The 25,770-nt window shown below is 61.9% G+C and carries 28 protein-coding genes; 15 read left to right on the top strand and 13 right to left on the bottom strand.

Annotated elements, in window-relative coordinates; genetic code table 11:
• Window positions 1-12: 12 nt before the first annotated feature.
• Complete coding sequence (locus tag SMC1_RS10415; RefSeq protein WP_165849114.1) at window positions 13-162, bottom strand: hypothetical protein; 150 nt, start codon at window positions 160-162, stop codon at window positions 13-15.
• A 157-nt stretch (window positions 163-319) separates the two neighbouring features.
• Between SMC1_RS10415 and SMC1_RS01265 the strand changes: the two genes are divergently transcribed.
• From SMC1_RS01265 to SMC1_RS01255, 3 genes are read left to right on the top strand one after another with little or no spacing between them, the layout of a single operon-like run.
• Window positions 320-832: a flavodoxin family protein gene (locus tag SMC1_RS01265; protein WP_119085003.1), complete on the top strand. Its 513-nt coding sequence runs from the start codon at window positions 320-322 to the stop codon at window positions 830-832.
• Between the two features lie 2 nt (window positions 833-834).
• Window positions 835-1,230, top strand: coding sequence for an FMN-binding protein (locus tag SMC1_RS01260; protein ID WP_119085002.1), 396 nt, complete (start codon window positions 835-837; stop codon window positions 1,228-1,230).
• Window positions 1,231-1,256: 26 nt separating this feature from the next.
• A complete protein-coding gene (locus tag SMC1_RS01255; RefSeq protein WP_119085001.1) occupies window positions 1,257-1,757 on the top strand; it encodes a flavodoxin family protein in 501 nt (166 codons plus the stop codon).
• 88 nt (window positions 1,758-1,845) lie between these two features.
• Here the strand turns inward: SMC1_RS01255 and SMC1_RS01250 are convergent, their stop codons facing one another.
• Together SMC1_RS01250 and SMC1_RS10835 are read right to left on the bottom strand one after the other, a co-directional pair.
• Window positions 1,846-3,018: a sodium ion-translocating decarboxylase subunit beta gene (locus SMC1_RS01250; protein WP_119085000.1), complete on the bottom strand. Its 1,173-nt coding sequence runs from the start codon at window positions 3,016-3,018 to the stop codon at window positions 1,846-1,848.
• Between the two features lie 4 nt (window positions 3,019-3,022).
• The gene (locus SMC1_RS10835) at window positions 3,023-3,793 is read right to left on the bottom strand and encodes an acetyl-CoA carboxylase biotin carboxyl carrier protein (RefSeq protein WP_207799255.1); all 771 of its coding nucleotides are present in this window, start codon (window positions 3,791-3,793) and stop codon (window positions 3,023-3,025) included.
• A 521-nt stretch (window positions 3,794-4,314) separates the two neighbouring features.
• On the opposite strand from SMC1_RS10835, the gene SMC1_RS11085 reads away from it, so the two are divergent.
• The 6 genes from SMC1_RS11085 to SMC1_RS01215 all read left to right on the top strand — a co-directional run bounded on the left by SMC1_RS11085 (window position 4,315) and on the right by SMC1_RS01215 (window position 9,871).
• Window positions 4,315-4,443, top strand: coding sequence for a hypothetical protein (locus SMC1_RS11085; protein WP_279386556.1), 129 nt, complete (start codon window positions 4,315-4,317; stop codon window positions 4,441-4,443).
• Window positions 4,444-4,470: 27 nt separating this feature from the next.
• Window positions 4,471-4,866, top strand: a complete 396-nt coding sequence (locus SMC1_RS01235) for a hypothetical protein (RefSeq protein ID WP_119084998.1) — start codon at window positions 4,471-4,473, stop codon at window positions 4,864-4,866.
• A 7-nt stretch (window positions 4,867-4,873) separates the two neighbouring features.
• Window positions 4,874-5,284 carry a DUF2089 domain-containing protein gene (locus SMC1_RS01230; RefSeq protein WP_119084997.1) on the top strand — a complete coding sequence of 137 codons (411 nt, stop codon included), beginning with the start codon at window positions 4,874-4,876 and terminating at the stop codon, window positions 5,282-5,284.
• Complete coding sequence (locus SMC1_RS01225) at window positions 5,256-6,236, top strand: DUF4097 family beta strand repeat-containing protein (RefSeq protein ID WP_119084996.1); 981 nt, start codon at window positions 5,256-5,258, stop codon at window positions 6,234-6,236. Before SMC1_RS01230 ends, SMC1_RS01225 begins: the two co-directional genes overlap by 29 nt.
• A gap of 156 nt (window positions 6,237-6,392) precedes the next feature.
• Complete coding sequence (locus SMC1_RS01220) at window positions 6,393-8,261, top strand: molybdopterin-dependent oxidoreductase (RefSeq protein ID WP_119084995.1); 1,869 nt, start codon at window positions 6,393-6,395, stop codon at window positions 8,259-8,261.
• On the top strand, window positions 8,258-9,871 hold the full coding sequence (locus tag SMC1_RS01215; RefSeq protein WP_119084994.1) for a DUF349 domain-containing protein: 1,614 nt from the start codon (window positions 8,258-8,260) through the stop codon (window positions 9,869-9,871). The genes SMC1_RS01220 and SMC1_RS01215 overlap by 4 nt, the downstream gene beginning before the upstream one ends.
• Window positions 9,872-9,944: 73 nt before the next feature.
• On the opposite strand, the gene SMC1_RS01210 is transcribed toward SMC1_RS01215, so the two are convergent.
• Together SMC1_RS01210 and pcp are read right to left on the bottom strand one after the other, a co-directional pair.
• Window positions 9,945-10,913, bottom strand: coding sequence for a hypothetical protein (locus SMC1_RS01210; RefSeq protein WP_119084993.1), 969 nt, complete (start codon window positions 10,911-10,913; stop codon window positions 9,945-9,947).
• A gap of 51 nt (window positions 10,914-10,964) precedes the next feature.
• Window positions 10,965-11,582, bottom strand: coding sequence for a pyroglutamyl-peptidase I (gene pcp, locus SMC1_RS01205; RefSeq protein ID WP_119084992.1), 618 nt, complete (start codon window positions 11,580-11,582; stop codon window positions 10,965-10,967).
• 140 nt (window positions 11,583-11,722) lie between these two features.
• Between pcp and alr the strand changes: the two genes are divergently transcribed.
• Window positions 11,723-12,832: an alanine racemase gene (gene alr / locus SMC1_RS01200; RefSeq protein WP_207799254.1), complete on the top strand. Its 1,110-nt coding sequence runs from the start codon at window positions 11,723-11,725 to the stop codon at window positions 12,830-12,832.
• 64 nt (window positions 12,833-12,896) lie between these two features.
• Here alr and SMC1_RS01195 read toward each other — a convergent pair whose 3' ends face one another.
• From SMC1_RS01195 to SMC1_RS01180, 4 genes are all read right to left on the bottom strand, one after another.
• A complete protein-coding gene (locus tag SMC1_RS01195; RefSeq protein WP_119084990.1) occupies window positions 12,897-13,412 on the bottom strand; it encodes a peptidoglycan recognition family protein in 516 nt (171 codons plus the stop codon).
• A complete protein-coding gene (locus SMC1_RS01190) occupies window positions 13,412-13,582 on the bottom strand; it encodes a YvrJ family protein (protein ID WP_119084989.1) in 171 nt (56 codons plus the stop codon). The genes SMC1_RS01195 and SMC1_RS01190 overlap by 1 nt, the downstream gene beginning before the upstream one ends.
• A 98-nt stretch (window positions 13,583-13,680) precedes the next feature.
• A complete protein-coding gene (locus tag SMC1_RS01185; RefSeq protein WP_119084988.1) occupies window positions 13,681-14,451 on the bottom strand; it encodes a DUF554 domain-containing protein in 771 nt (256 codons plus the stop codon).
• A 15-nt stretch (window positions 14,452-14,466) separates the two neighbouring features.
• Window positions 14,467-15,042 carry a hypothetical protein gene (locus SMC1_RS01180; protein WP_119084987.1) on the bottom strand — a complete coding sequence of 192 codons (576 nt, stop codon included), beginning with the start codon at window positions 15,040-15,042 and terminating at the stop codon, window positions 14,467-14,469.
• 78 nt (window positions 15,043-15,120) lie between these two features.
• Between SMC1_RS01180 and era the strand changes: the two genes are divergently transcribed.
• Entirely contained in the window at window positions 15,121-16,011 is an 891-nt protein-coding gene (gene era, locus SMC1_RS01175; protein WP_119084986.1) for a GTPase Era, read from the top strand.
• Between the two features lie 112 nt (window positions 16,012-16,123).
• On the opposite strand, the gene SMC1_RS01170 is transcribed toward era, so the two are convergent.
• The 4 genes from SMC1_RS01170 to SMC1_RS01155 all read right to left on the bottom strand — a co-directional run bounded on the left by SMC1_RS01170 (window position 16,124) and on the right by SMC1_RS01155 (window position 20,978).
• Complete coding sequence (locus SMC1_RS01170) at window positions 16,124-18,331, bottom strand: hypothetical protein (protein WP_119084985.1); 2,208 nt, start codon at window positions 18,329-18,331, stop codon at window positions 16,124-16,126.
• Entirely contained in the window at window positions 18,321-19,925 is a 1,605-nt protein-coding gene (locus tag SMC1_RS01165; protein ID WP_119084984.1) for a CTP synthase, read from the bottom strand. The genes SMC1_RS01170 and SMC1_RS01165 overlap by 11 nt, the downstream gene beginning before the upstream one ends.
• Before the next feature lie 113 nt (window positions 19,926-20,038).
• Window positions 20,039-20,374 carry a helix-turn-helix domain-containing protein gene (locus SMC1_RS01160; RefSeq protein ID WP_119084983.1) on the bottom strand — a complete coding sequence of 112 codons (336 nt, stop codon included), beginning with the start codon at window positions 20,372-20,374 and terminating at the stop codon, window positions 20,039-20,041.
• 88 nt (window positions 20,375-20,462) lie between these two features.
• Window positions 20,463-20,978, bottom strand: coding sequence for a type 1 glutamine amidotransferase domain-containing protein (locus SMC1_RS01155; RefSeq protein ID WP_119084982.1), 516 nt, complete (start codon window positions 20,976-20,978; stop codon window positions 20,463-20,465).
• Window positions 20,979-21,137: 159 nt separating this feature from the next.
• On the opposite strand from SMC1_RS01155, the gene acpS reads away from it, so the two are divergent.
• The 4 genes from acpS (at window position 21,138) to feoB (ending at window position 25,764) form a co-directional block, all read left to right on the top strand.
• Window positions 21,138-21,518, top strand: coding sequence for a holo-ACP synthase (gene acpS / locus SMC1_RS01150; RefSeq protein WP_119084981.1), 381 nt, complete (start codon window positions 21,138-21,140; stop codon window positions 21,516-21,518).
• On the top strand, window positions 21,499-23,055 hold the full coding sequence (locus SMC1_RS01145) for an NAD(P)H-hydrate dehydratase (RefSeq protein ID WP_165849113.1): 1,557 nt from the start codon (window positions 21,499-21,501) through the stop codon (window positions 23,053-23,055). Before acpS ends, SMC1_RS01145 begins: the two co-directional genes overlap by 20 nt.
• 94 nt (window positions 23,056-23,149) lie before the next feature.
• Window positions 23,150-23,779 (top strand): DtxR family transcriptional regulator, encoded by a 630-nt coding sequence (locus SMC1_RS01140; protein WP_165849112.1) that lies wholly within the window; start codon window positions 23,150-23,152, stop codon window positions 23,777-23,779.
• Entirely contained in the window at window positions 23,776-25,764 is a 1,989-nt protein-coding gene (feoB, locus tag SMC1_RS01135) for a ferrous iron transport protein B (protein WP_119084978.1), read from the top strand. The genes SMC1_RS01140 and feoB overlap by 4 nt, the downstream gene beginning before the upstream one ends.
• Window positions 25,765-25,770: the final 6 nt, after the last annotated feature.

Raw genomic sequence — 25,770 nt, 5'->3', positions numbered from 1 at the left:
GTCCTCCGTGTGTCAGTGTGCGATCTCGCATGCCGCATCCGGCGCGACGACGTCCGGAAGCAGTTCTTCGGCATCCCGAAGCTGATGGATGAAGAAGCCGGCCGCTGCCGTGACCGTCCCCAGCATGCCGAAGACAACGAACATCACGGCAATGCCTGCCACGATTCATCCAACAAGTATCATACTCGTGAACCCCATGGCGGCAACATTTGGGCCATACGAGACGACTTCTTGCGCGTGGTCGGCGCGGCTCTATAATAATGGTAGAGGGACGATACTCAAAAGAGAGACTCCACACTATCGAGCATAAGGGGGTTTTATGCAGACGTTGGTCGTGTACTACAGCAGAAGTGGATCGACGAGGACCGTGGCCACTGCACTGGCTCATGGCGTGGGGGGAACCCTGCGCGAACTGGTCGACGCAAACGCACGGACGAACCTGTTCGTGGCCGCCATGGCTGCACTGTTTCGAAGGTCCGCCCTCCTGGTCAACCCCGACTATGACGTCTCGGGCTACGAAACCGTCGTGATCATGACCCCTATCTGGATCGGGAACCCTGCCCCGGCGGCCAACACGTTCCTGCGGACGGTCAACCTGACTGGCAAGAAGGTCCTGATCGTGGCACTTGGCGAGAGCGGCGAAAACCTTGCGACCTCGAGCCGCCTGGAGCAGATGGCTCGGGCACGAGGCGGCCAAGTCATCGGCGTCCACCACATCCACGGCCTCAACTCCTCCGGCAAGGCGGGCCCTTCAGCAACAGCCGAGGAACTCGAGAAAGCGGGTCAACGTCTTGCAGACGTGCTCCGAGAGCCCCACAATCAGGAAGATTGACCATGCGCCTCGTCAATACCGTTCTGAAGAGTCTTCTCATCACGTTCGTCATCCTCATCGTCCTCTTCGCCTTGGTCATCGGCGTCTATCCCCGGATGCTCAAGGCAGGAGCCGACAAGCTGGTACTTGCACCCCTCAATCTTACCTCGCTGGCAGACGGCACGTACCGTGGCAGCGCCCGCGTCCTGCACGTAGCAGCCAGCCTGAGCGTCGTCGTACAGGACCACCGCATCACTGACGTCAGCTACGTGGGAAAGCCCTCTGGCGCGGAAGTCCCGAAGCTGGCCGCCGAGGTGGTCACGGCGCAGTCGCTTTCAGTCGATGCCGTCTCGGGTGCCACGATCAGCACGAAGGTGACGCTCAAGGCCATCGACAACGCTCTCGGCGCTCGCCCTTAGGGGGTAGTAGCGTTAAGGCACTCATCGTGTTCTACAGCCGTGAGGGGTCGACCGCACAGATCGCCCGGGGACTGGCACAGGCGACCGGAGGCACCTTGCGGGAGCTGGTGGACAGTCGCAGGATGGAGAACGGCGGAATGTTTCGTGCCCTGCTCGCCACCCTACTTCGCCTGGGGACGACGCTGGTGGACCCCGACTACACTGTCGAACCGTTTGAAGCGGTCGTGGTCATGACGCCGGTCTGGATCGGCAACCCAGCTCCTGCCGTCACGACGTTCATCAATAATGCTGTCCTCAAGGGCAAGAGAGTGTTCATCGTCGCCGTCGGCGGGACTGCGGCCAACCCGGGAACCATCGCCCGGCTGGGGAAGCGGCTGATGGCGCGCGGAGCCTCCGTCGTCGGGCATAGCGAAGTACTGGGGTACGTCCCGGACCCCAGGGCCGTGCGCCCATCGGACCAGGAGCTGGTGACCGAGGGCGTCCAGCTCGCAGAGACTGTCCGGCAAGCATTTGAGTCACAGCCCTGATCGCCGGCCGGGCCTTCCGCACTCCAGAATAGCAAAAAGGCCGGCAGCGTACAGCTGCCGGCCTCGCCATTGATGGCTCGCTCTCGTTCTAGTGATGCAGCAGGCTGATCATGATACCCGCAGCAACGGCAGTACCAATAACGCCGGCGACGTTGGGACCCATCGCATGCATGAGGAGGAAGTTGGCGGGGTTGTCCTGCTGCCCGACCTTCTGGCTGACGCGCGCGGCCATGGGAACGGCCGACACGCCGGCTGACCCGATGAGCGGGTTGATCTTGTGTCCGGACAGCACCCACATGAGATCACCCAGCAGCATGCCACCCGCCGTGCTGAACCCGAAGGCAATAACCCCAAGGCCGATGATGTAGAGCGTCTTGAGGTTCAGGAAAGACTCCGCGTTCATGGACGCGCCCACGGCGACCGACAGGAAGATCGTACAAATGTTGATGAGCTCGTTGGCGGCCGTGTTGCTGAGCCGCTCCACCACACCGCTCTCACGCAGCAGGTTGCCCAGCATGAGCATGCCCACGAGCGGCCCGACCGGTGGCAGCAGGATGGCGATGACGAAGGTGGTGACGATGGGAAACAGGATACGCTCGAGCTTGCCGACCGGGCGCAGCTGCTCCATAACCGTGCTGCGCATCTCATGCGTGGACAGCAGCCGCATGATGGGCGGCTGGATCAGCGGTACCAGGGACATGTACGTGTACGCAGCAACCGCGATGGGACCCAGCAGCTCCGGGGCCAGCTTCGTGGCGGTATAGATAGCCGTCGGCCCGTCGGCTCCTCCGATGATGCCGATGGCGCCTGCCTGGGCGATGGTGAAGTTCAGCAGCTTGGCGATGACCATGGCGACAAAGACACCCAACTGTGCAGACGCGCCCAGCAGCAGCGACACGGGGTTGGCCAGCAGCGGCCCGAAGTCTGTCATGGCGCCGATGCCCATGAAGATGAGCGGAGGCAGGATCTCGGACTTGACCAGAAAATAGAAGAAATCGAGCAGGGCCGTCGGCTTGACGGTGCCAGTCAGGTCACGGACATACGCGGGGTTGATACTGAAGAAGGTGCCCTTGGCCGCCGGGATGTTGGCGAGAAAGCAGCCGAACGCAATCGGCAGCAACAAGATCGGCTCGAAATCCTTGGCAATAGCCAGATACATGAGCACACAGGCCACGACCAGCATGATGGCGTTGCCCACGCTGAAGTTGTAGATGCCAGAGAAGCTTCTGAAGCTTTTGATCGCAGACAGAATAATGCTCATGGCTCTACTCTATCCTCAGGAGAGGCTCGCCCGTCTTGACGGACTGGTTGACCTCGACATGGACCTCGCCAACCACGCAGTCACGCGGGGCGAGGATCTCGTTTTCCATCTTCATTGCTTCGATGGTAAGCAGCGTGTCACCCCGCTTGAACGCCTTGCCGGGCGCGGCAAATACCTTGAGGATCTTGCCGGGCAACGGCGACTTCATGAGATTGGACGCGTCACTCGCGCGCGCAGAGGGTACAGGACGAGGTGCGGCGGGTGGAGACGCAGGGGCAACCACAGACCGCTGTGCAACAGGCGCAGGAGTTGCCGCGACCTGACTCACAGACTGTACTACAGGCTGTGTACCAGTCGCCTGCTCGACCTCCACCTCGAACGCCTTCCCATTGACCGTGATTCTGAAGATGCGCAATTGCGCGGTCGCCGTCCTGAGGCCTCCCTCGCTCCGGCCAACACTGAGCGCACCATCTGTCCTCAGTTGACCGGGGTCAACCATGGCCGGCATCGCTGATACCCGTTCGGAGCCCTCCCCGGTTGCAGACGCGGGTTGAATCATCGGGAGCTTGCAGGTAGGCTCATCTGCCACGGCGCCGACCCGGCTGTCGTCGTCAGCGGACCCCTTATCCAGGGACCCACGGCTGAAGAATTTCAACCCGTAGCACACAAACATGAGAAACGCCAAGACCGCAAACACCACCAGCATGTCCACAAGGGACAACCACAGGCTCGAAGCAACAGTATCCGGCATCGCCATCATCTCCTTATCACTCATTTCCTGCTTCCGACTGGAAAGGGCCTGGCTTCACTCCATATGCGGGTAAACAGCCTCGACAATGACCCCGATTATTTCTTGTTTATTATACCACATTCTGAAATGAATCAACGGGAAGGGCGACGTTCTTGCCGATACAACTCCACCAACAAACAGGGTTCGGACCTACACGGCGCCGTCTGGATGAACTCGGGAAACAGCCGGGTGCGGTCGGCGTCGGCAGGGTTGGGCAGGAAAGCAAGCACGTCCTGAGCGAACTCAGGGACGCCCACGCTCTCCACGTCCACAAGAACGGTACCCCGGACCTGAGCGGCTCGACCATGCCAAGGCGTGGTACATGAATAATATGGATTGCGAGTGAACAGACCCTGTGGACGCATGATCTGTGCTGAGGCCAGTATTTCTCTGACATTGAGTGCGTTCACGTCTTCTTCACTATATCATGACTTGCCTCTTGACATTCATTCGCGACTTAATATTATTTAGTTGTAAGTGAGCAAAATCCTACCAGGAGGCACGAGATGACCGACACGACGACGAGACTGATGGACATGATGTATGGTGGCCGGCTGGACACGACAACGGCGGCGCTGCTGTTTAACGTCCTCTGGACGGTCAGTGGCAAGCGCGAATACATCATCAAAGACTGACCATACATCCGAGAGCGGGAGGACAACATGTCGCAAGAACAAGAGAAGATCGAACGCATGGTGCAACAAGGCAAGCTCTCACGTGCCGAGGCAGACGAACTACTCGCGACCCTCGAGCCGCAGGAATCCGGGCTGTCCCGCCCATCCATCCAGGGAACACAGCCTCGCACACGCAGGACGTTCCGGATCCACGTCGACCAAGCCAACGGTAAACACGTCGACCTGGGGTTTCCTATGGCGCTTGTGGGCGTTGGCCTGAACATCCTTGCCCGGAGAGGAAAGGCGACGATCGACCTCGACGGCAAGGAGGTCCCGATCGACACCGAGGAGATCAAGCGTCTGATTGCGGACCCTGCCTTCGTCGGTGAACTCATGACCGTTCATACGGGAGACGGAGACACCGTCGTCCTAAGCATCGAGTGAGGGCGCCATGAAGCGTCTCCCGACAACGTGCCCGTCCTGCGGGTCACAGCTGGAGATCTCCGAGCTGCACTGCCCCGCCTGTGGTACGACCGTGCGAGGAGCGTACCCGCTCGACCGGTTCGCGGCCCTGTCCGCCGAGGACGAGCAGTTCCTGCTGACCTTCCTGGCGGCCCGCGGGAATCTGAAAGAAGTCCAGGACCGCCTGGACCTGTCCTACCCGACCGTGCGCGGCCGTCTGGACAAGGTACTTGCGGCGCTGGCACTGGCCGGCGACGACAAGTCTGCCGAGAAGACCGCACGCAAACCTGACGTCATGGAACTGCTGGACAAGCTGGAAGCTGGCGACTTGAGCGTCGATGCGGTCCTGAAAACCATCAAGGGAGGAAGCGATGAGCCGGGCAAAGGAACGACTGAGTGAACTGAACAACAAAGGACTTATTACGCAGGAGCAATACGATGAACTGCTGGCTGCTCTCGGCACGGTCGAGAACGAGCTGCCGCAGGTCCCACAAGCGCCTCGTCTGCCAGTTGAACGTGCGGCACCCATGCCCCCTGCTCAGCCGATGACTCCCACACCGGCTCCGCAAGCCGTGGGTCACAGTCTGACCGTACGCCTGATCTCTGAGGACCTGCATGTACGCGGCGTCCAGGGGCTCCCAGCTGTCCGGGTCGTCCGGGGTCAGCCCAGCATCCGTACCAGCCAGGACGGTGACGTTGTCGAGGTCGAATCGAGGCTGACGGCAGGCGAATTCCATGGCTTCTCGTTCAGTCTCGGGTTTGGCAGCGACGGGCAGCCGGTGGAGCTCGAGGTGCCTGCCGACATGCCATGCGAGCTCAAGACCGTCTCGGGCGACATCACGCTCAGCAATCTCAAGGGCGAAGTCGTCGTGCGCAGCGTATCCGGCGACATCGACGCCAGCACGCTGACACACCTCACGTCCGCACAGTCGACGTCGGGTGACGTCGACCTGGACGAGTGCCTCGTGAATGGCGACATCGTGAGCAAATCAGGCGACGTCGACATCCGGAACTCGACCGTCCGTGGCATGGTCAAGTCGTATTCAGGCGATGTCTCCGTCCTCAATGCTGTCCTGAACGACGCCGACGTCCTCAGCTTCAGCGGGGACGTGAGCCTGGAAGGTGTGACCGTCCAGAGCGGCGCCCGCCTGAAGACGACGAGCGGAGACGTGCGCGCAGAACTTGACCAGCACGACGTCATGGTCGACGTCGAGACACGGTCGGGCGAGGCGTCCGTCAGGGGACCAGGCGTCGATGTCGAGGTCCAGCGGCAGCGTATTCCCGTGGGCCTGGCGACCGTCGAACTCTCGGTCCACACCGGCAGCGGTGATATCGAGGTCAGACTGACATAGTTCTCCTTCCGAAAACGGCATCACCCACCCCCGGTCATCGCAGCCGGGGGTGCAGCTTTGAAGAAGGTGTAACACTTTCGGAACCGTCCCGAGAATGTTACACCTTCTTCGATGTTCTCAGATATACTGTCGGTACCCTGAACCGTGGAGGAACCAATGCTGGCCGATGGCAACTATCTAAGTGTATGCGCGTATGACTGTCCCGACTCGTGCGGCATGGTCGCAACCTGCAGCGAGGGGCGACTCGTCAAGCTGGAAGGACGGAAGGACAACCCATACACACGTGGCTTCATCTGTCACAAAGGGCGCCGATGGGTCCGTGATCTGCGGGGCCAGGACCGTCTGACGTCGCCCCTGGCACGCCGGAACGACAAGTTCGTCCTTATCGGCTGGGACGAGGCCCTGGACATGACGGCACAGGCGATCCGGCTAGCCGCCCTGCGTCACGGTCACCAGTCCTTCCTCTTCTACGAGGGTTCCGGTAACCTGCTCATGGGCAACAAGGTCCAGCACCTGCTTCCCTTGATGCTGGGGGGCAGCACGATGGCTACCGGGTCGCTGTGCGGCTCCGAGGGCAAGGTCGGCCTGGCTCGCAGCTATGGCACGGTCGGCCGCGACCAGCCGCTGGCGGCATTGGAGAGCAAGTCCATCCTGCTGTGGGGTCGCAACCCGGCCGAGAACAGCGTGCACTTCCTCGCCATTCTGCATGACGCCCGTCAACGAGGTGCCCACCTGGGGACCATCGACGTCCGCGCCACGCCCACGACGACCATCAGTGACTCCGCGTGGGTCGTGCGCCCAGGATCGGACCTGACGCTCGCCCTGTACCTATGCCACGAAGCCCTCATCCTCCATGGCGAACCGCAAGCGGCACACGAGGGATACGACGCGTTCAGGCAGGCGTGTCTGCTGGTGTCCGCCGAGGATGCACAGTTGGCCACTGGCCTCTCCGCCGCAGCCCTGCATGCGCTCGTCGGCTTCGTGGTGGATCAGCCGCCCCTCAGCATCTGGACCGGCTACGGCCTGCAAAGGACGCGCTGGGGCGCCGACCTGGTCCACGTCATCGACACGCTTGGCTTCCTGCTTGGCAACCACGGCGTCCCCGGCGGCGGCGTCTGGTTCGACCAGGACGACGACAATTTGCTGCCGGACGGCTTCGCGACCGTGCCCGGCGCTCAGACCCGCTTCGTGCCGCGTCCCAGTCTGGGAGCGTCACTGCTGGAAGCCGACCCACCCGTCGAGGCTGCGATGTTCGTGAGGGGGAACCCCGCGTCGCAGTGCCCGGACGCCGGCAAGGTGCTGAGATTTCTTGAGCAGTGTCCCTTCTCGGTCTGCCTGGACTGGCACATGAGCGTGACCGCACGTGCCTGCACGCTTGTCCTGCCGACGACCGTGTTCCTGGAACGCGGCGATGACTACGTCATGAGCTACTTTCATGACCTGCTGCAGAAGACGAACAAGGCGGCGGAGCCGCCCGAGGGCGTCCGCGACGAGTTGAACATTGTCCGGGACGTCGCCCTGCGGCTTGGGCTGCCGGACCGGTTCATCACCGAGAGGGCGCGGCTGGCAGATGTCGAGAACGACCCCCGGCTGACGCCCGCGGGTCCCGGCATGTGGCGCCTCAAAGAAGCGCCACGCATCCAGGGCACGTTTCACTTCCCCTCCCGCGTGCCCGAGGTAGCCGCCCTCCCAAGCATGCTGCGCCTCATCACCGTGCATGTGCGCGACTACATCAATGGCATCGACCCAAACCAGGCACGGGCACGCACCCTGCCTCCCGTGGCATCGGTGTCGACGGAGCTTGCGCACGAACGCTGCCTGATCGAGGGCCAGAAGGTGACCCTGCGCAATGCGCAGGGTTCGCTGGATGTGCGCATCCACCTGGACAAGAGCATTGCCGCTCAGACCGTCGTGCTCCCGCAGGGGGTGGAGGGCGTCAACCTGCTCGTCGCTCCTGGACTCACGCCGGACGGAAACTCCTGCATCAACGACAGCTGGATCCTGCTCGAGCCCGCACAACAATGAAACGGCAGGACAAGCCACCGCAGAAGCCTTTGACCACCACGCCTGCCGCAGAGGGCGCCGTTCCCCACACAGAACGGGCCGACCCTTCGCTGGAGGCCATCTCCTACGCCGTCGCGGCCCTGGCGAACGCGTATAGCGAAGCACGAGACAAGGCGAAGCTGCTGCCACGGCTGACAGCCGCTTCCGTCCGCATCGCCGCCCTGGCAGGCCGGGACGAAGCCGAAGAACAGCTCGCACGTCTCGCGCACATGCAGAAGGAAGCCGCACGCCTGGCGGCCGAGCACCTGGAGCGCAAGAAGCAGCTCTCGTCCGCAGCCGTGGTTCTGGCCCAGTCCACCGACTGGAAGAACGCACGATCCACACTGGACCGCCTCATGCACGAGTGGCGCCTGACAGGCTGGTCGGACGACGCAGCGACGGCTCCCTTCCGCAAAGTGTTCAACGACGCCGTGGCGACGTTCACACGAAGGCAGGAGCAGTGGTTCGATGAACAGCGCATGCGCGGCGCCCCTACCCACGAGTACCGCGAGTACCTGTGCACGCGCGCCGAGCAGCTGCTGGACGAGATAGACGACACGATGTGGGCAGCCTCGAGCGAGCGCCTGAAGCAGCTGGCCCAACTGTGGAAGAAAACGGCCCGGCACGAGGAAGACACGGCGCTGTCGGCACGTTTTGCCGCCGCCGAGCGGGCCTTCGAAGCACATCGGGACGCATGGTACGACGCCAACCACGCGCGCAAGGAAAAGCTGCTGCACCGCATCGAGACCCTGGCGGACACCGCGAGCGGACTCGCATGGGAGGCAGCGCGACGCGAAGTGGCGGACATCGAGGAGCACGACTGGCACGAAGCAGGGCAATTGCCCCACGACCAGCATGAGATCATGGAGCGTGAACTTCGGCGCGTCCTCGCTGCCTTCCACGTCCGTCAGGGCGAGGTGGAACACGAGGCTCTGAAGCAGAAGGAGAAGATCGTCGCCCGCATCCAGGCGCTGAGCCGCCGTCCCCTGGACAACTGGAAGGCAACGCGCGCCGTCCTGCTGGAACTGCAACAGGCGTATACGGATGTGGGTCCGGTCGCCGCAGACAGCGAAGCCAACCTGCTGCAGGCATACCGCGCCGCCTGCCAGGCTGTGGTCAGCAAGCTGGGAACCCTGCGGGGCAACAGTACCGAGAAGCGGGGCGACGTCATCCGGCTCATCCGCGAGCTGACCGACAAGGCCGGCAAGGGCGCCTCATGGCGCGACGCCCGCGACAAGGTCGTGCTCCTTCAGAAGCAGTACATGGGAGCTGGTCCCGTCGCGCACGCCGAGGGCGAAGCCCTGTGGCAGGAGTATCGGGCCGCCTGTGACCGCTTTTTCGAGCTCTACCGCTCGTGGACCGGCGACAACGTCGAGGTCAAGGAACAGCTATGCGCCGAGGCGGAAGCACTGCTGGACGAGCGTGACCCGTTCGAGGCCAAGGAAAAAGCCAAGAAGCTCCAGCAGCGGTGGAAGTTCTCAGGACCCGTTCCGCCGGAAGAGAACGAGGTGTTGTGGTCACGCTTCACCGAAGCCGTTGACAAGATCTTCGAGCGGGCCCGCGCCGAGTGGGAGGATATCCACGGCACCTGACCCCAATTCCCAATTGTGAATCCCCAAAGTGCCTGACACCAAAGGGATTCACAATTGGTGAAGATCTGGTTTGTTACAGGCCGTACTCTTGGCGTGCCAGCAGAAACAGTGTCTTGGTGTAGCTGGACATGCAGCCCAGCGGAGTACTGATCTCCTGATCATACGTTGCCTGCACCGTGCCAGGATCAGCTACATGTACCGTGCTTGCGTCGAACAGCCAGCTGTCCTTGCCGTTGATACTGTCCCCGAAGAATGTGGTCTCCAGTGGCCACAGCTCGCGGACCTCGGGCCTGCCCAGATAAGCGCCGTGGCGGCACAGCCAGCTTGGCGAGGTTGCCGTCGCAATGTCCAGCGGAAGGGCGTTCTGCAACGCGGTTACAAACACCGGACTGTTGCGCGCAACCATCGCACCCTGATACTCCTCCAGGTTGTAGTGATGGTTGGTAGCTGATCCCATGAGCGTGCCGAAGTCGCCGATACCCTTGAAGATGAGGCCAACAGGCGCAGGGACGCCGTGATAGGGCTCAGTTGTGTCCTGCACATAGTGCATCGCGCGCGCAAGGTAGCGGAAGGTCCAGTACAGGTCGCCCTTCTCCCTTGCCTTGCCTGCCAAGTCGAAGAAGTACTGCGCACGCGACGGTGCGACGCCGAAGCGCAGCCAGCCCAGGCCATAGTATTGGTGACGCCAACCCTGCGAACCACCCGTCAACGCCTGCAACGGGCTGAGCTGGAGGTCCTGATCCATCTTCCAGTCGGGTTCATCTGCATAGTTGGTCAGGATAGCCGCGGCGCTGGTCACCGTGCCCGGCTTGCCCTCGATGTATTGCAGGACAAAGTTGGGTCCGACTGTGGCGGTATCCACGTCCTGGTAGGTCCACGGCGTGACGGTAATGCTGTCATACGTCTTGAGCCACTCCTGATCACTGATAATAAGCTTCGTACAGGCACCATGGCTGTTCCAGGCGTCCACCGGACTGACGAGGCAGAACAGCGCAAGGGCGACGACAAGTGCGGCACACAGCAGTTTCCGATTCCTCTTCATGGCTCCCCCTTTGTCGAGTGTTTCTATCACTCGTGTAGTTGTGCAGACCCGCTACGGCTGTGCGTTCGACGTCAGGACAGCGACCATGCAGTCGAGCCCGGCCACCATCGTCTCCAGCGACATGGAGGGGGTCCCCGGTTTACCCACCACCTGCTCGGGCAGGAACGGCATGTGGATGAACCCGGCCTGCGTTTCCAGATTGTGTATGACGATGTGGTTCAGGACGCCATAGAAGAGATGGTTGCAGACGAACAGGCCCGCCGTGTTGCTGACGGCAGCTGGGAACCCGGCACTCCGAAGCCTGGCAACGATCTGCTTGATGGGCAGCGTGGCCAGGTAGGCGGTCGGGCCCTGTGAAACGATGGGCGCGTCCTCGTGAAGGACACCGGCATTGTCGGGAGTCTGCGCATCGTCGCAGTTGACCGCGACGCGTTCGATGCTCAGCTCAGCCCGGCCTCCCGCCTGACCGACCATCACGACAGCGGCCGGACGAAGCCGGTCGATCGCTTCTGTCACGGTCCCAATACTCTCTGCATAGGTTGTCGGAACCAGCAGGCGTTCGATGCGGGCATCACCCGTATCGCCGCCCAGCCGCCTGACGGCTTCCCATGACGGGTTGAGGGCTTCGCCGCGAAAGGGTTCGAATCCGGTCACAAGTATCGTCATCATGCATTCCTCCCCAGGATGGAGACAGTATACCCGGACGTGACCTCCGACCAAACGTCCTTGACATGGAGCTGGGCATCGGTACCATGGCATCAGGCTGGAAAACGAGATACCTGAATCTGGAGGAAACGACGAGAGCGACGATGTATCGGCCTACCGTAGCAGAGATCGATCTGACAGCAATCCGCGACAACCTGCGGGCCATCCGGGCGTTCACTCCGCTCAAGACGCAGGTCATTGGTGTTGTGAAGGCTGACGCATATGGACACGGCGCAGCACGCATTGCGGCAGTGCTGGAACAGGAACAGGTCCGGCTGCTGGCAGTGGCGACGCCCGACGAGGCCGTCGAGCTCCGCGAGAACGGTATTACAGCGGAACTCCTTGTCCTGGGGAACTCGCCCGCCGACTTCGTTCCGTATGCCGTCACGAACAATGTCGCCCTCACAACGGTTAACCAGGCGACGACGATGATGTACGCAGCAGCGGCGGGCACACATACGGTGCGCCTGCATTACAAGGTCGACACCGGCATGGGGCGCGCAGGCGTCCTGGCAGACAATGCGACAAAGCAGATCCTGTACAGTGCTGCGGTCCCGCGCGTCAGCATTGTCGGCCTCTATTCGCACTTCGCGTGCGCCGGATCCGACCCGGAGTTCACGGCGCTACAGACAGCACGGTTTGCGGCGGTCGTGAGAGAGCTCCGCGCGGGCGGCCTCCAGCCGGCAATGGTGCACCTGGCCAATTCGGCGGGCATGTTTACGTCTCCCGGCGTCATGCTAGACGGGGTGCGCCCCGGCATCCTCCTGTACGGCTGTCCGCCAGTCCCTGCCCCGACCTGCCCCGTACGCCCGGTACTCTCGTTGCGGACAAAGCTGGAAATGGTCAAGGAGCTGCCGGCAGGCCACGGCATCGGTTATGGGAGGACGTTCATCACCGACCGGCCGACCCATATGGCGCTCATCCCCATAGGGTACGCCGACGGCTATCTGCGCGGACTGTCCAACAAGGCGCATGTCATCCTCCGGGGACGGTTCGCGCCCGTCGTGGGTCGTGTCAGTATGGATGTCTGCGCCCTCGACGTCACAGACATCCCCGCCGCAATGCCCGGCGATCGCGTGACCCTTATTGGTGAGCAAGACGGTTGTTCGATCACCGCCGACGAACTCGCGGAACTCATGGGGACCATTTCCTACGAGGTCTTGACTGGAATCTCGAAGCGCGTGCCGCGCGTCTACATCGACAGGAGTCCCTGAAGCGCCGCATCAGGACATGACAAAACCTCCGCCTGCAGGCGGGGGTTTTGTCATGGTACCAGGACTACCGTGTCATGGCGGCACGGGATGAGCCGCCTCCCCCGTCTTCCTGAAAGGCGATCCGCATAGCCGCGGACGGAAACCAGCGCCCGGGGCACGCCGTGAAGCCGGGGATACCGGTCCTCTCGTCTGGGACCTCGCGGTGAAGCATGATATGGGAAAGCAAAATGCTGTGCTGTACGGACAGTGAACGCAGCAGCTGCACGCCGGCCGCGTACTGCGCCGCGGGCATGCGCGCTACCTGGAAGTTGCCCAGAAAGCATACGGCGATACTCACAGCGTTGAGCCGCGCATTGCCACAGTTGAATGAGACCATGCCAAGCGGTTGCCCAGTGAGGACGACGCCGGTGGGCCCGACGCCGAAATGGTAGTCACAGATGTAGCCGGCGACGGTTTTCGCCCAGTGCTTCTGGTGATTGCGTTCGATCGCAGCCCACAGCGCAGCGCCCTCGGGATCTCCGCTCCTGAGGGTCGCATCCGTCGCGCTGTGGTGCAGAACCATATGGGTGATGGGCCGCATCAGGGCGTGACTGCCGAACCATTGATGCGCAAAGCGGCCTGGATGAGGTCAGCCAGCCGGTCCAAGCTTGCCTGCATCCGGTCCAGCTTGCTTCCGAATACCGTCAGCAGGTACACAGAGACGGCGATTGGGAAGCCAATGTTGCCGATCAGCGTGACAAGTTCGTCCATGTCGTGCCTCCTTGGCAGGGGGGTGCCCTGCTCTCCTGTTATGGAGAGGCATGTATGGCGGACGCACTGGTGGCGTCTCCTTGACGGGAGAAACGGGGTCAGACGAGCTTCAGGGCGTGGAAAAGAAAGGCATACAGGACGGCGAAGATCAGGCCGGGCAGGAGGTTGGCCAGCTTGATCTTCTTCAGGCCCAACAGGTTGATGCCGATAGCGATGACCATGAGGCCGCCCGTGGCCGTCAGCTCGCCCAGGATGTAGGGCTGCATCAGGAACCCCAGCGCGGAACCCAGCAGGGTCAGACTTCCCTGGATGATGAATACAGGGATGGCGCTGAACGCCACGCCGCTGCCCAGCGCCGCAGCGAGCGATATGCTCATGACCAGGTCGAGGATGGACTTCGTGTAGATGAGCGTGCCATTGCCCGTCATCCCCTCCTGGATGGAACCAATGATGGTCATGGGGCCGATGCAGTAGATGAGGGAAGCAGTGACAAGCCCCTCTGCCCACCGGCTGCCAGATGCGACATGGAGCCGCTTCTGGAAGCGCTCGGCCGCCGCGTCGACCCGGTCTTCGAGCCGCAGGATCTCTCCCACGACGACACCACTCACGATAGCCATGACCATGATGACGGCATTGCCCGTCTTGAGAGCCATGCCAGTCCCGATGGAAAGCGTCGCCAGCCCATTCGCGATGAAGATGGCGTTGCGGGTGTCCTCCTTGAGAAACTTGCCGGCGAGCATGCCGACCAAGCTGCCGATCACGACTGCGATCGCGTTGACTGTCGCGCTTAGGGGGAACCTGAGCACAAAACCCGCTGCCGCCCCCGAAGGGGCGGTAACCAACGTACTAATTGCCGAAAGAATACTCATGAACAGATGATGTTCCTAGTCCTTGAGCCCCATGACCTCGTACATCGAGAGATACGCCTCAGCGTCGCCGAGTTCCTCGATGGCAACGATGACGGCATTCTTTGTGTCCGCAGGCAGCGCGCGGAATGCATCCGTGTCGGTGAGCTCGACGCCGGCCATGGAAACGGATACCGTACCGATGTAGTCGTCGTCCATCAGTTCATTGGCCAAAACACGAGCCTGGTCCTCGGCTGGCATGAACAGGGCCTGGCCAAGATAGATGACCTCGGACTCCTCGCCCTCGTCGTCCTCGGCTTCCTTGTCCTTGCCATCCGCGGCGTCATCTCCGCCCTGGCAGCAATAGGACCCGCCCTCGGTGTGCTCGTCGCCTTCCTTGCAACAATCGCCGCCGCCGCAGGAGCACTCTTCGCCGTCCTCTCCCATCTCGTCAGCCCACGGATGGAACCCCGAGATGCGAACGGTGACGCCGTCGACGTCACGCTCCACGACGACGTGAGACTGGTCCTCGTCAAGGTGGTAGTGCCACTTCTTGAGAATCTCTTCGCCTTCCTCAATGCTTTCGATATTGTTGATAGCCACCTGGATCAGCACGGGGAACCTCCAATGAGATAGTATGAAATCCATTGTACACGTGTTTGTGTGGGGCGCAAAAGCCTGTAGACTCCCATTATGAAGAGTGGATTCGTATCGATTTTTGGCAAGCCCAGCGTCGGGAAGTCGTCGCTGATGAATACTATCCTTGGTACCAAGCTATCCATCGTGTCGCCCAAACAGCAGACCACGTGGTACAACATTCTTGGCGTCCTCAACAAGAAGGATGCCCAACTCTGTTTCGTTGACACGCCCGGATATCACAAGGTGAGCAAGAGCAAGCTCAACAAGTACCTTGTGGAGACGGCGCTGCAGTCGCTGGAGGACATCGAGGTCGTCTACTTCGTCATCGACCAGTCGGCCTATCCTGACGCCGAGTACGAGGAGATGATCCCCATTGTCACCAAGCTCGGCAAACCGATCTTCCTCGTCGTCAACAAGCTGGACCTGGACACGGCCAAGCGCCATGAGATGGTGGCTGCTCCCTTCGTGGAGAAGCTCCATCCGACGGCTGTCTTCCACGTTTCGGCGGCGACCGGCGCAGGCATCTCGCCGCTGGTAAAGGCGACCATTGACGCAATGCCCATCGGTGAGCCCTATTTCGACGACAAGACTTTGACGTCCCACCCGATCGAACTCATCGTTGCGGACACCGTGCGCGAACAGCTGTTCAGCCGTCTGCAGGACGAGCTCCCCTACTCGACGGCAGTCGTCACAGACGACATCACGGAGTCCGCCAAGGGTATCCGCGCCATGGTCAGCGTGTACGTCGCCAAGGACTCTCAGAAGGGCATGGTCATCGGCAAGGGCGGTGAACTCATCGCAACCATCAAGGACGTCGCCCGCAAGAACCTCGTCCATTTCCTGGGCGAGCGGGTCGAACTCGACCTCCGCGTCAAGGTCGAGAAGAACTGGAACCGCAAGCTGGTGACCATGAAGCACTTCGGACTGGCGGTCACCAAGAAGTAGCCTGTCCATCTTCTATTGAACGCACAAGCGCCGGGCTCACGCCCGGCGCTTTTCCATACGTCGGTTGTCGAGAGGGGTCGTTCCCTCGTGCATGATGTGAAGAACGGACCGTCTACGACGGGCCAGGGCTGGCCGCGATAGCCTCACCTTCAATAAGGTCTGCAGGCTCCATGACAATGGTTCCTCCGGTCACGTACTTGACCGTTCCCTTGCGGGCGACCAGTTCCTTGAGTTCCCAGGGGAAGTTGAGTTCGATGGCGCTGACGCCCCGGAGGAAATCTGAACGCATGCTGAACCGGACTTTGTCGCCCAGACGCTGCATGCGCACGGAAAGTTCGCCGAACGTAGACTGCAGGCCGTGGACGTCGATACCGTCGCCGGCAAACAGTTCGGGCGTTGGCACCGGGATGATGCTCAGATAGGTGCCGCGTTCGACGAAGATGAGGCTGGTCAGCAGCTCGAGGGCGAGCGCCGTCGCGACGGCGCTGTGCCGCGGACCGGCGAGAGCTCTCCTGGTGTGCAGGTCGATGTAGTCGGGGAGGGCATCGGACACTCCAAGCTGCTCCAGGCCCTCCTGCATCAGACCGTACGCTCCACTCTCACGGCGCAGAACCAGAGCTTTGGCGCACAGCAGTGACAGACGGATGTCGCCAAGCGAGCCGAGGGAGGGGTTTACGACGAAGCCGTCGCGCAGCCAATGCTCGGCGATCCAGCTCATGGTGCCGGTCAGGATGGAGTCCTCGGTACCGTGCGCTCCGAACAGGGAGTAGGCCGCAACCGGCGCTATGTCGGCAAACGTCGGCTTGCCGGGGCCAACATGAGTGTCGGCCGCATCCGCCTGCTTGAGCAGCCGCAGCTGGAGGTCGTCACACAGTCTGAGGCGCACGTCGTCCTTCTCGGAAAGCATGCTCTGATAGCTCTCAATGGCCTTGCCCAGCACCAGATGCAGCATGGGACCGGAACGCCGCAATGGTCCCAGCAAGCCGATGGCGACAGGCTCCACTGTTGTCTGCGACTGGCTGAGCCAGGTGACGAACTGGTCCACGACGGGAAACAGCTGTCTGCGGAGCTGTACCTGGCGCGCCACCTTCAGATGCCAACCCAGAGCGATGACGAGGCTTGCGTATGTAAACAGTGCATCCGCCGACAGAGCGGGCCCTGGGGGCAATTGCGCCGCATAGGAACGCAAGAGGCCGGAAGCCGTGTCGACCTCTCCCACGCGGTCATACGCCTCGACGAGCGCCGGCAAGGCAACGGCATCGAGGCCGTCGTCAAACGCTGAAGCAGCAGCAGCTTCAAGGGACGAAAGGTGGAGTAGCTGGTTGGCAGCAAAACGGTTGAGGCGCTCGTCGCCCGTGCGATATCCTACGTGCTTTTCCTGCGTCACGACGAGCCGGTGCTCCTGCTCGAGGATCCCGGCGCTCTGTCCAAGGAGGAGCGTGAGTTCCTCAGGTTTGTAGACGCGGTCCCTGTCGACGAAGAAGAAAAACGTGACCTCGGTGTCGCCGCCAGGTTCGAGCTGGTGATCGAATGCAAGCCGCAGCTGCATAAGCCCCGTCGGCGAGACGACTTCGCCGCCGGCATCGGCGTCGACCATGCTGGCAGTCCGGGGATCGTAGATGGTGACCCTGGTCGTGCTCGGTCGTTCACAGGCAAAGGCAACGCGCTGTCCGTTGAGCATGATGAGGTTCTCACGCGAGAAACTGAACCGTTCCAGACTCGTGATGCCCACCTCGTCGAACGGTTTGATGAGGAGGACGAGCGTTACGGCGTGAAACTGGTCGCTGGTGTTACGCAGCCGGAACGTGACTTGAACGAAGGGCAAGTCCATCAGTCCATGAGGAAACGCACTCCTGGTCACGGTGAGTTCGGGTGCCGTCATGACGATGCGGTGGATGCCGTCTTCGAAGGAAGCCATCGTCGCCCTCGGGTCATACGCTGCGGAGGAACAGACCTCGCGCCCTTCCACCTGCGCCACGTAGTCGATGGTGGCAGGCACCAGCGTCAGGATGAGCGTGCCGCATTCGTCCGCACGCACGCCCTCTGGATGACGGGGCAGGCCCAGATGCGTCAGGCGCTCGCCGGTCAGATTGTCCCAGGACGGGATGCTCCCGGTCTTGCCGGCAAGCTGTACCTGCAGGTAGCGTGGCAGCTCCTCGGGCTTGAACAGCGCCGAGGCCGTCTGTGTCAGCACCGTTCGCAGGTGCGCCTCGGATTCCGTACGCACCTGTCCCACGCCGCCGATGATCTGCAGCCGGTCCAGCACATCGCTCGCAGCCTGGCTGACGGTGACAGTGCGGACCCGCTTTCTACCCCTCATGCGCCAGCATGGCCTTCACAAACGCCACGAACAGGGGTCCGGGCTGGAGTGGCTTGGACGAAAGCTCAGGGTGGAACTGGACACCGACGAAGAACGGATGACTCTTGAGTTCGAGGGCCTCGACCAGGTCCTCCTCCGGATAAACAGCAGCGACGCGCATGCCATGTTCTTCAAAGGCCGCACGGTACTCGTTGTTGAACTCGTAGCGATGACGATGGCGTTCGGAAAGCGTGGATGCCCCGTAGGCCTCTTCCACCCTGCTCCCCGGTGTGATGGTGTTTTCGTAGACGCCGAGCCGCATGGTCCCGCCCAGCTTCTGCACACCCTTCTGCGACGGCATGAGGTAGATGACAAGGTCCCTGCCATCGGGCTTGAACTCCTGGGAGTTCGCGTCCGCAATGCCGAGCACGTTCCGTGCAAACTCGATGCTGGCAACCTGCATGCCCAGGCAGATGCCCAGGTAGGGCAGATTGTGGGTACGTGCGTATCCCGCAGCCAGGATCATGCCTTCGACGTCGCGTTTCCCGAAGCCCCCCGGGACCAGGATGCCGTCGTACCTGCCCTCATCCAGCAGGCGCGTCCCCTGCTTCTCGACGTCTTCGCTGTCAACCAGGTCGATGTGCAGGTCACACCCGGTCGCCCATGCGCCATGGTGAAGCGCTTCGCGAAGGGACAGATAGGCATCATTCAGCTGAACGTACTTGCCGACGATGGCCAGCCTGCGCGGTGTCTTCGCCTGGTCGATGGTCCACGTGAACCGCACCCAGGGCGTCTCGGTCTCGGCCATGCGGGGCGCCATGCCGAACGCAGACAGGACGAGCTGGCCGACACGCTGTTCCTGCAGGTAGTTTGGGACCTTGTACACCGAGGTTAGGTTGGGCAGCGAGATGACGTGATCGACGGGGACACCGCAGAACAGGGCCACTTTGCGCTTCTGGTCGGCCGGCAGTTCCTTCACCCCACGGGCCACGATCAGCGTGGGCTGGATGCCGATCTTGCGCAGTTCGCCGACGCTGTGCTGGGTGGGCTTGGTCTTGAGTTCGTCCGTGGTCTCGAGATAAGGGACGTACGTCAGGTGAGCGAAGATCGAGTTGGCAGGATCCTCAGCCCAGAACTCGCGGATGGCTTCGAGGAACGGCAGGCCTTCGATATCGCCGACCGTGCCACCGACCTCGACGATCACGAAGTCGGCCTTCGACGCCTCGGCAACCTTCGTGACACGGCTGCGGATCTCCCCGGTGAGGTGCGGGATGATCTGCACCGTGTGCCCCAGGTACTCGCCCTTGCGCTCTTTCTCGATGACAGACAGGTAAACCTGCCCGCTGGTGACATTGTTCATGCGGTGCAGGTTCTGGTTGAGGAAGCGCTCGTAGTGTCCCAGGTCCAGGTCGGTCTCCGCCCCGTCCTCAGTCACAAAGACCTCGCCGTGCTCAAACGGGCTCTGCACACCGGCGTCGACGTTGAGATACGGGTCCATCTTGAGCATGGTCACAGAGAAGCCCTCGTCGAGGAGGATGCGTCCTAGAGAGGCGGAGAAGATGCCCTTGCCCAACGACGACATGACGCCACCGGTAATGAAGATGAATTTGCTCATGCTGCCTCCGCGATTGACTGGGGTATGGAATTGCGCGCCATGGTCATGGGCACGCCGTACGTAAGCGACAATTAACGAGCCGGCTCCTCAGCCAGCGCGGGGTCAGGACCGTCTCACTTGCCACGCCTGTTCCTCTTTGGACGTGCTTCGCGGATGTACGCGATGAATGCGTGGACTGCCTGGATGTCCTGGGAGCTGAGGTCTCCCTGGTGACGCAGCGCCATCTCGAGTTCATCGCCGGGAGCAGAAAGCGTCTCGTCGCGCACCATGTCTGCGACGTCGAGGCCAAATGCAGAGGCGATCTTGGTCACTGTAGCCAGTGTGGGCGACGTAGGGTTGGAGAGGATCTGAGAGACCCGCCCCGAGGAGATGCCGGCAGCGGCAGCCAACTGGCGCTGGCTCCAGTGGCTCCTTGACAGCAGTACCTCGACGTTCTCTTTGAACCCCATGGTTGCTCCCTATTCATTGTATATGGAAACCGTCGGCCGCCAACCGCGCCGGCCGGCGGTGCATGCTGCTACTCTGACCCAGACCGTGTTATCTCTGAACGGAGAGCACCCTCAGGACTTCACGCATGAAGTCTGGCAAGTCCGCCGGCGAGCGGGACGTGACGAGGTTGCCGTCGACGACAACCGATTGGTCGACCCAGATTGCCCCGGCGTTCGACATGTCGTCTCTGATAGCGCTGGTGCTGGTGAGCGTGCGCCCTTTGACGATCCCTGCGCTGATGCCCACCCACCCGGCATGGCAGATCATCGCCACCAGCTTGCCCTTGTCGTTCATCTCCCCAACCAGCGAAAGCATAGCTCTCGTCCGGCGAAGGAAGTCCGGCGCATATCCACCGGGCACAACCACACCCTCGAACTCTCCCGGGGTAACGTCCGCAATGAGCATGTCCGGCGTGAAGGGCACGCCGAATTTGCCCTTGTAGACTCGTTTTTCTGTCGCAACGCTGACCGATTCGAACCCGGCTTCCTTGAGACGATAATAAGGATAAATGAATTCATGCTCGTGCACCATCTCGTCCAGCAGAACAGCAACCTTCTTTGCCATATCGGCCTCCCTTGACATGCTTGACTTCTATCCATATTCTAGCCAAGTAGAGGCAAAATGAAACGCGGACATTCGACGCCGGTCAGCCCACATGCGTGGGCCTTCTGAGTCGATTCACGGTGAAGACCGCGCCGTACACGTCTTTGCTGCTATACTGAAATGATGAAACAACTCGGCGTGGACATAGTGGCCGTGGCGCGTATCCGGACTCTGGGGGAACGGTATGGAGAACGCTTTCTGAACCGCGTCTACTCCGCCTCCGAACTCTCGACATGTGACCGCCCCGACCGCTGGCAGTGTCTGGCAGGCCGCTGGGCCGCCAAGGAGGCCGTCATCAAGTTGCTGCCTTCAAGGGACCTCCCGACTCTGCGCGAGGTCGAGATCGCTCCAGGACCGGAGGGCGCGCCGATTGCCGTCATCCGCGGGACACCCTGGTTCAACTGTTCCCTCAGCATCAGCCACGAACGCGACTACGCAGTCGCCGTGGCCATGGTGATCCAGGGAGAATATGGGAGCATGTATGAGAGCGGCGACTCGTAGTCAGATCCGCAGTATCGAGAAACACACCTTCAACGAATACGGCATGCCGTCGATCGTGCTTATGGAGCGCGCCGGCCAGGCTGTCGCGGACGCCGCATTGAACATCGCGGACGAGGACGCAGAAGAGGGACTGAGGCCGCACTTCGTCGTTCTGTGTGGAACGGGCGGCAACGGAGGCGACGGCTTCGTCGCAGCGCGCGACCTCCTGTTCGCGGGCTTCCCCGTCACGGTATTCGCGGTCCCCGTCAAAGGACACCCCAGCGACGATGTAGAGACGGAACGCGCATTCCTGGAGCGAGTCGCCCCCGAAGACACGTTGATCAACGTCACGGACGAAGAGGTCCTGGACAAGATCGAGGAATCGATCGACGAGGACGCCATCGTCATCGACGCCCTGTTTGGCATCGGCCTCGACCATCCGGTTTCAGGAATAGCCGAGGACATCATCGAGATCGTCAACGCAAGTCTGGCGCACGCTGTCGTCGCGGTAGACATCCCATCCGGCATCGACTGCGACACCGGCATGGCGCTGGGGACTCCCATCTTTGCCAGCGATACCGTCACATTCGGCCTGCCAAAGCTGGGCCTGTACATGGGCGCGGGTGCAGAAGCGGCAGGCGAAGTCCACGTCGAACAGCTCATCTATCCCGACATCCTGCTAGAGCAGAGTGCGATCCATGCTCAGTTGACCGAGCCCCCCGAGTTCCCGGAACGGATGCGGACCATGCACAAAGCCACCTATGGCAAGGTGGCTATCATCGCCGGCTCTCCCGACTACACGGGCGCCCCCGTCTTTGCCGCCGAGGCTGCGCTCACCGCCGGGACAGGCACTGTCCACCTCATCGTGCCTCAGAGCATCGCGGACGTCGTCCGCGTCAAGGTCGACGGGCCGATCGTTCATGCGTTCGCCGGCGAGGTCCTTACCGTCGAGGCGCTTCCTCACATCCTGGAACTGCTGGAAGATACGACTGCGGCACTGATAGGTCCAGGTGTGGGGCGCGACCCCCGGACGCTGGAGGCCGTCCTGCTTCTTGCCACCGCCTTCAAGAAAACGCTCATCCTGGACGGCGACGCATTGTTCGCCTGCGTGGGTCATCTGGACGTCCTATGGAAACGCGACGCTCCCACGATCCTGACCCCGCACTCCGGCGAATTCGCCCGTCTGGTGGGCCTGACACCGGAGGACGTCGAGAAGGGTGGAACGCTAAGTTCAGCGCAGACACTTGCTGCTCAGGCAAGTGCTGTCGTGCATCTCAAGGGACATCGCTCGCTCACCGTACTGCCCGACGGGTCGCTGTACATCAATACGACTGGCAATCCCGGCATGGCCAAACCCGGTATGGGTGACGCTCTCGCGGGTATCATCCTGTCGCTGGTTGCGCGTGGAGTGGCGCCTGACCTGGCAACGGCTCAGGGGGCATACATCCATGGACTTGCCGGAGACGCGGCAGCCGAGGTCATGGGCGAGGAGTCGATGGGGACGCCGGAGCTCATCATGGCTCTGGCCGCTACGATTAAAGAATTGAACGCCGGATAACATCACCGGCAGACCACCCGATAGGGAAGGTCAGCATCACCGACCGGGCATGGCCCGGCAGACCGCATGCAGCGGTCAGAGAGGATCGTGTCACATGAGCAACGAAAACGAATCAGTCACGTCGGAAGACCGCGAAGAATGCCTGGAGGCGCTTTGTCGTCTTGAGCAAGCGCACCACTCCTCGACAGCCGCGGACCTGGCGGCAGAACAGGACCTCGCCGGCAAGCGGCTCGCCGACCTCCTGCTCGACCTGGTGATGTCCAGCGATGTCACGACCGAGGGGTCCTCGTTCAGTCTCACGAAGAAGGGGCGGGCGACCGGCAGGCGCATCGTGCGTCGGCACCAGCTGGCCGAGCGTATGCTGTGCATGCTTGGGCTGCAGAAGGACGCCGCCCACAGAGAGGCATGCAAACTGGAACATGTCCTGACCGACACTGACGCCGCGGACCTCGAAAAGCGTATGGCCATGGTGATCAGTATGGTCGACCTCGGAGCGGTCACGCTGAACCAGGCAGACATGGGCAAACCCTACCGCGTGCGCTGGATACGCGGGGGCCAGGTGGTCCGGAGGCGCCTGGAAGACATGGGGCTGGGGCAGGGTTCGACCGTGACGGTCTGCAACCGTCAATCCGGAGGACCTGTTGAAGTCGAAGCCCACGGAGCGTGTATTGCCCTCGGGCGCGGCGTTGCCCTGAAGATCCTCGTCACACCGGAGGACCGATGATGGAGTGCTGTGAGGTCACGCCGCGCATCGTGCGCGGGGAGCGTTTCGACCTGACCATTGCACTGGCCGGCAATGCGAACGTCGGCAAGTCCGTCATCTTCAACGCCCTGACCGGCATGAACCAAATCATCGGCAACTGGCCAGGCAAGACCGTCGAGCTGGCAGAGGGTTCCTTCGACTACAAGGGGAAGCACATCCGGGTCGTCGACCTGCCGGGCATCTACTCCCTGTCGACCTACTCACAGGAAGAGGTGGTGAGCCGCGAGTTCATCGCTGAGGCCCAGCCGGACGTCGTCGTCAACGTGGTCGACTCGACGGTGCTGGAACGCAATCTGTATTTCACCCTTCAGCTCAGGGAACTGGGCGCCCCGCTCGTCACGGCGCTCAACCTCATCGACCTCGCCGTCAGAGAGGGTCTGGTCATTGACGAGTCGAAGCTTTCCTCGCTCCTGGGTGTACCCGTCGTCCGCACGTCAGGAGCTGCAGGCAAGGGGCTGGACGCTTTGGTCGACGCATGCCTGGCGACGGCGGGCAGACCCCCCGTCGCGCCGGTGGCCTATGGCAAAGAGGTCGAGGGTGCCATCCAAGCGCTGGAGACGAAACTCAAGACGATCGCCCTGCCTGACAGCCTGGTCCATTACGCTCCGCGTTTCCTCGCCATCAAGCTGCTGGAGGGAGACGCCGAGATCATGGGCCGCTGCGAGGCGTGTGATTCCGTGACGACAATGGCAGCCAGGCTTGCGCACGACCTGGAACAGATCCACGGGGAATCGGGCGCCAGCATCATGTCGGCGGAACGGTACAGTGCCTGTGCCCGCATTGCCGCCGCATCAGTACGGCGACCCGAAGCTCGCGACGACGCGCCGGGTGATCGCCTCGACAAGCTCCTGCTCCATCGCGTTTTCGGATGGGTGACACTGGTCGCCGTCATGTTCGCCGTTTTCGGTCTCATCTTCGTCCTGGGGGGCCGGCTTTCCTCTGTCCTGGACGCTCTCTTCGGCTCTCTGCAAAAGGCCTTTCTGGCGCTCCCCATCGTCCCGTGGCTGCGGGACTTCCTGTGGGGCGGCGTCTTGCAGGGTATCCTGGCAGGCGTCTCCGTGGCCCTCCCCTATATCGTTCCATTCTACATTATCCTGTCGTTCCTGGAAAACTCGGGATACCTGGCACGCATGGCATTTCTGACCGACGCCATCATGCACCGCATGGGCCTGCATGGCAAAGCATTTATGCCCATCATCCTCGGGTTTGGGTGCAACGTACCCGCAGTCCTGGGGACACGCATCATGGAACGCGACCGGGATCGCTTCATCGCCGGTGTGCTTGCGACGCTCATCCCGTGCTCGGCACGTACGGTCGTCATTCTGGGACTTGTGGGCGCCTTCATGGGTTTTTGGCCCGCACTGTCGTTGTACGTCATCAGCCTCATCATCGTCTTCATCGTCGGACGCGTGTTGAACCGGTTCATCCCGGGTACCAATCCCGGGCTCATCATGGAGATGCCCAAGCTGAAGTGGCCGCCACTGCGCATCACGTTCAAGCAGACCTGGTTCAGGCTCAAGGACTTCGTGGTCTTCGCGTTCCCCATCATCGCAGGTGGCTCCGTCGTCCTCTACGTCGTCGACAAGCTGGGGTGGCTGACTCCTCTCACGACATGGGCGGCACCCTTCACCGAGGGTGTCCTGGGGCTTCCTCCTGTGGCGCTGGTCGTCCTCATCTTTGGCGTCCTGCGCAAGGAACTTGCACTCATCATGCTGGCCACGCTGATGCACACCCCCCACCTTGGGACAGTCATGACACCTCAGCAGATGTACATTTTCGCCCTGATCGTCATGCTCTATGTCCCCTGCGTCAGCACCATCGCGGCTCTGAGACGCGAGTTTGGCAATCGCCGTGCGGCACTCGTCAGTGCAGGAGAGGTCGTGCTGGCGCTCGTCCTTGCCGCTCTGATCAACTGGGGCTGGAACCTGGTGTCACTCATGCGCTAGGCGGGA

The organism is Candidatus Cryosericum septentrionale (assembly GCF_003570995.1).
Classification (GTDB): domain Bacteria; phylum Caldisericota; class Caldisericia; order Cryosericales; family Cryosericaceae; genus Cryosericum; species Cryosericum septentrionale.
The sequence above is the reverse complement of the archived record's forward strand: the minus strand, read 5'-3'. Positions and strand labels throughout refer to the sequence as shown.

Coding starts and splice junctions, on each gene's coding strand:
- SMC1_RS01265 (WP_119085003.1), top strand. CDS start 320: ATGCAGACGTTGGTCGTGTACTACAGCAGAAGTGGATCGACGAGGACC.
- SMC1_RS01260 (WP_119085002.1), top strand. CDS start 835: ATGCGCCTCGTCAATACCGTTCTGAAGAGTCTTCTCATCACGTTCGTC.
- SMC1_RS01250 (WP_119085000.1), bottom strand. CDS start 3,018: ATGAGCATTATTCTGTCTGCGATCAAAAGCTTCAGAAGCTTCTCTGGC.
- SMC1_RS10835 (WP_207799255.1), bottom strand. CDS start 3,793: ATGAGTGATAAGGAGATGATGGCGATGCCGGATACTGTTGCTTCGAGC.
- SMC1_RS11085 (WP_279386556.1), top strand. CDS start 4,315: ATGACCGACACGACGACGAGACTGATGGACATGATGTATGGTGGCCGG.
- SMC1_RS01235 (WP_119084998.1), top strand. CDS start 4,471: ATGTCGCAAGAACAAGAGAAGATCGAACGCATGGTGCAACAAGGCAAG.
- SMC1_RS01230 (WP_119084997.1), top strand. CDS start 4,874: ATGAAGCGTCTCCCGACAACGTGCCCGTCCTGCGGGTCACAGCTGGAG.
- SMC1_RS01225 (WP_119084996.1), top strand. CDS start 5,256: ATGAGCCGGGCAAAGGAACGACTGAGTGAACTGAACAACAAAGGACTT.
- SMC1_RS01220 (WP_119084995.1), top strand. CDS start 6,393: ATGCTGGCCGATGGCAACTATCTAAGTGTATGCGCGTATGACTGTCCC.
- SMC1_RS01215 (WP_119084994.1), top strand. CDS start 8,258: ATGAAACGGCAGGACAAGCCACCGCAGAAGCCTTTGACCACCACGCCT.
- SMC1_RS01210 (WP_119084993.1), bottom strand. CDS start 10,913: ATGAAGAGGAATCGGAAACTGCTGTGTGCCGCACTTGTCGTCGCCCTT.
- pcp (WP_119084992.1), bottom strand. CDS start 11,582: ATGATGACGATACTTGTGACCGGATTCGAACCCTTTCGCGGCGAAGCC.
- alr (WP_207799254.1), top strand. CDS start 11,723: ATGTATCGGCCTACCGTAGCAGAGATCGATCTGACAGCAATCCGCGAC.
- SMC1_RS01195 (WP_119084990.1), bottom strand. CDS start 13,412: ATGCGGCCCATCACCCATATGGTTCTGCACCACAGCGCGACGGATGCG.
- SMC1_RS01190 (WP_119084989.1), bottom strand. CDS start 13,582: ATGGACGAACTTGTCACGCTGATCGGCAACATTGGCTTCCCAATCGCC.
- SMC1_RS01185 (WP_119084988.1), bottom strand. CDS start 14,451: ATGAGTATTCTTTCGGCAATTAGTACGTTGGTTACCGCCCCTTCGGGG.
- era (WP_119084986.1), top strand. CDS start 15,121: ATGAAGAGTGGATTCGTATCGATTTTTGGCAAGCCCAGCGTCGGGAAG.
- SMC1_RS01170 (WP_119084985.1), bottom strand. CDS start 18,331: ATGAGGGGTAGAAAGCGGGTCCGCACTGTCACCGTCAGCCAGGCTGCG.
- SMC1_RS01165 (WP_119084984.1), bottom strand. CDS start 19,925: ATGAGCAAATTCATCTTCATTACCGGTGGCGTCATGTCGTCGTTGGGC.
- SMC1_RS01160 (WP_119084983.1), bottom strand. CDS start 20,374: ATGGGGTTCAAAGAGAACGTCGAGGTACTGCTGTCAAGGAGCCACTGG.
- SMC1_RS01155 (WP_119084982.1), bottom strand. CDS start 20,978: ATGGCAAAGAAGGTTGCTGTTCTGCTGGACGAGATGGTGCACGAGCAT.
- acpS (WP_119084981.1), top strand. CDS start 21,138: ATGATGAAACAACTCGGCGTGGACATAGTGGCCGTGGCGCGTATCCGG.
- SMC1_RS01145 (WP_165849113.1), top strand. CDS start 21,499: ATGAGAGCGGCGACTCGTAGTCAGATCCGCAGTATCGAGAAACACACC.
- SMC1_RS01140 (WP_165849112.1), top strand. CDS start 23,150: ATGAGCAACGAAAACGAATCAGTCACGTCGGAAGACCGCGAAGAATGC.
- feoB (WP_119084978.1), top strand. CDS start 23,776: ATGATGGAGTGCTGTGAGGTCACGCCGCGCATCGTGCGCGGGGAGCGT.